The sequence below is a fragment of the Arthrobacter sp. H14 genome, from assembly GCF_000520495.1.
GTDB lineage: Bacteria > Actinomycetota > Actinomycetes > Actinomycetales > Micrococcaceae > Arthrobacter_C.
The window spans coordinates 1-3,386 of record NZ_AZRX01000503.1 but is presented as its reverse complement, the minus strand read 5'-3'; the positions used below and the strand labels follow the sequence as shown (position 1 = coordinate 3,386).

Below are 3,386 nucleotides of genomic sequence, written 5' to 3'. Positions count from 1 at the left end.
GTCGGCATCCCGAAGCAAAAACACGTACCTGTCCGTCAAATACCGGCGCATCGCTTCCCGCCGCGGCCCGATGAAAGCCATCGTCGCCTTGGAGCATTCAATCCTGACGGCTGTCTGGCATATGCTCGCCGACGGCGAATGCTACGCCGACCCCGGTGGCGACCACTTCGCCCGGCTTGACCCGATCAAGGCCAAGAACAGCGCTATCAAAAAGCTCAACAGCCTCGGCTACAACGTCACCATCGCTCCGGCCGCCGCAGCCTAAGTCACCTTACTTTCGTATTAGCAGTCCAGTGGCGTGCGAAAGCTAATTGGTTCTTTGTGTCCAGCCTGTTGTGAAGTGCAACAGAACCGGTAGTCTCGCTCAGGAAGCGGGCTAGTGTGTTGCGCCGTTAGTTCGTTGCTAGTGCCGATCGCGTTGTAGAAGAATGCCCAGAAGAGGTTCGTCTTGATCGTTCCGAGCGTCCGCCGGGACAGCTCGATCGACTCGGCGACCTTGCCCAGGTCGTTGCCCATCACGGTCAGGTCGGCCGCCTCGATGGCAACGTCCGTTCCGCTGCCCATGGCGATACCGAGGTCTGCCTGAGCCAGGGCGGGAGCATCGTTCACGCCGTCGCCGGCCATGGCCACCGTCCGGCCTTCGGCCTGCAGCTTCTTCACGGCGTCGACCTTGCCCTCGGGCAGGACCTCCGCCATCACGTCCTCGGCGGCGATGCCGACGGCGGCAGCCACCTGGGCGGCGACGGCGGAGTTGTCGCCGGTCAGCAGGATGGGCCGCAGGCCAAGTTCCTTCAACCGGGCAACCGCGGCGGCCGATCCCTCCTTGACTGTGTCTTTCAGACTGATGATGCCCGCAACCTGGCCGTCGACGGCGACCCAGATGGCAGTAGCGCCGGCGTCCTGCTGCTTCCGGAGCACGTTTTCGTGTTCGGCGGTGAGTTCGATTCCGTTTTCGACCAGCCAGCCTGCCCGGCCCGCCACCACGGTATGTTTATCGACAGTGCCGCGGACCCCGCCGCCGGAAGCGCTGTGGAAATCGGAGACCTCGGACAGCCGGACCTCTGAATGGTCAGAGCCTCGGGCGGCGGTGGCGATGGCCTGCGCGATCGGATGCTCACTCGCATTTTCCACTGAGCCGGCCAGGTGCAGCACCTGTTCCGCTGATAGCGAGCCAAGCGGGACGACGTCGGTCACGGACAGTTCTCCGCTGGTGACAGTTCCGGTCTTGTCCAGCACGATCGTGTCGACCGAGCGGGTGTCTTCGAGGATCTGGGGTCCCTTTATCAGGATGCCCAGCTGAGCTCCGCGGCCTGTTCCGGTCAGCAGCGCCGTCGGGGTGGCCAATCCCAGCGCACAGGGGCAGGCGATGACCAGTACTGCGACGGCGGCGGTGAATGCTGCCTGCACTTCGCCGGGTTCCAGTGCCGGAGCGGCGGCGAGCAGCCATAGCCCGAAGGTCAGGACGGCGATTGCGAGCACTATAGGGACGAAGACGGCGCTGATCCGGTCGGCAAGCCGGGCGATGGGTGCCTTGCCGCTCTGCGCCTGGCTGACCAGTTTGGCCATCTGCGCCAGGGTGGTGTCGCTCCCGACGCGAGTGGCCCGGACATGCAGGCGTCCGCTGGTGTTGATGGTCGCGCCTGTCACGGTGTCCCCGGGGGAAACGTCGACGGGCAACGATTCGCCGGTGATCAGCGAGGTATTGACGGCGCTGTTCCCGTCCGCGACCACGCCGTCGGTGGCAATTTTCTCGCCGGGGCGGACCACGAACGTATCGCCGGCCGCCAGCTGGCCCGCCGGGATTTTAACCTCGACGCCGTCGCGGAGCACTGACGCGTCCTTGGCGCCCAGGTTCAGCAGGGCCTTGAGGGCTTCGCCGCTGCGGTGCTTGGCGTTGGCCTCGAGGTAGCGCCCCAACAGCAGGAAGGTGGTGACGACGGCGGCGACCTCGAAGTAGAGTGCGTGGGCCGTCATCGGCATGCCCGTATGCGCGGTCGCCATCGGATTGCTGACCAGCACGTAGGCGGAAAACAGGAAGGCCGCCGCGACGCCGATCGAGACCAGAGTGTCCATGGTGGAGGAGAAGTGCCGGGCATTGATGGCGGCAGCACGGTGGAACGGCCAGGCCGACCACGTCACGACCGGCACGCTCAGTACGGCCGCCGCCCAGCCCCAGTGCGGAAATTGTGCCGCCGGGATCATCGAGATGATGAAGATCGGCACGGTCAGCAGCGCAGCGGTAATCAACCTGGGCTTGAGCGTCGATGCCGGAACGTCGTGGTGCCCGTCATCGTCGTGCTCAGGTTCAGGCTGGTGCAGTGTGGCGGAATAGCCGGCTGCATGCACGACGTCGATCAGCTGTTGGTTGCTGATGTCGCCGGAGACTGTGACCTGGGCGGATTCCAGCGGGAGATTGACCGACGCCTGCACGCCCTCGAGCTTGCCGAGTTTCCGCTCGACGCGGCCAACGCAGGACGCACAGGTCATACCCTCGATATCCAGCTCCACCACGCGGGCGTTCCTGGACAGGGCGGTGTCGGTATCAATCGCCATGGTGATTACGCTTCGTTCGCCACTACGAGGTATCCGGCTTCCGCGACGGCTTCGCCGATCTCGGCGTCGGACAGCTTTTTGCTCGAGGTGATGGTGGTGGTGGAGATTCCGGACTTGTTCAGGTCGACTTCGACGTTCTCGACGCCGTCGATACTCTGGAGTTCTTCGGTGACGGAGGCGACGCAGTGACCGCAGGTCATGCCGGAAATGTCGACGATGGTTTTCATTATTAGCTCCTTAGCAGGCGTGAGATGGCGTCCGAGGCTTCCTTGACCTTGGCGTCGATGTTCTCGAATTCTCCGGTGGTCTGTGATTCGGTAGCCGCGCCAACCACGCAGTGGGCAATGTGCTCCTCGAGCAGCCCGATACTGACGGCGTGCAGCGCCTTGTTGATGGCCGAAACCTGAGTGAGGATGTCGATGCAGTACTTGTCCTCATCGATCATCCGGGCGATGCCCCGGACCTGGCCTTCAATCCGCTTCAAGCGGCGAAGGTATGCGTCTTTGTCCGAGGTGTAACCGTGGTTTTCCTGGGCATCCCCGGTGACTGGATTGATGCCTGCATGGCTGTCGAGTTGCGCCTCGGTGAAGGTTTCGGCCGGGCTTTGGTCTGTGGTGCTCATGGTGTCCTCTTTCGCTGATGCTCCTCTCACGGTATACCCCCGCAGGGTATAGGTCAAGTACCCGCGTTGACTCATAGAAAACCTCCGCGTAACTGCATACGTTGCCTCAATTGAAAACCTCCGCGTAGCGGCGTGGTTCACGGTGTAGGCAGCTGTTGCAGGTTATGCCCGTTTCTATGGAGCTAACGATGGCCCAGCGCCAAGCCGTGAC

3 protein-coding genes and 1 pseudogene are annotated in these 3,386 nt (G+C 63.2%); 1 reads left to right on the top strand and 3 read right to left on the bottom strand.

Annotation, left to right across the window (positions count from 1 at the left end):
• A pseudogene (locus tag Y707_RS31155) lies at window positions 1-265 on the top strand (IS110 family transposase); the annotation flags it as partial.
• Between the two features lie 17 nt (window positions 266-282).
• On the opposite strand, the gene Y707_RS22725 reads toward Y707_RS31155, so the two are convergent.
• The 3 genes from Y707_RS22725 to Y707_RS0101935 are packed head-to-tail and all read right to left on the bottom strand — an operon-like array spanning window position 283 to window position 3,175.
• Entirely contained in the window at window positions 283-2,553 is a 2,271-nt protein-coding gene (locus tag Y707_RS22725; RefSeq protein ID WP_081744563.1) for a heavy metal translocating P-type ATPase, read from the bottom strand.
• A 5-nt stretch (window positions 2,554-2,558) separates the two neighbouring features.
• Window positions 2,559-2,780, bottom strand: a complete 222-nt coding sequence (locus tag Y707_RS0101940) for a heavy-metal-associated domain-containing protein (protein ID WP_026533845.1) — start codon at window positions 2,778-2,780, stop codon at window positions 2,559-2,561.
• 2 nt (window positions 2,781-2,782) lie between these two features.
• Window positions 2,783-3,175: a metal-sensitive transcriptional regulator gene (locus Y707_RS0101935; RefSeq protein WP_051441552.1), complete on the bottom strand. Its 393-nt coding sequence runs from the start codon at window positions 3,173-3,175 to the stop codon at window positions 2,783-2,785.
• Between the last annotated feature and the right edge of the window lie 211 nt (window positions 3,176-3,386).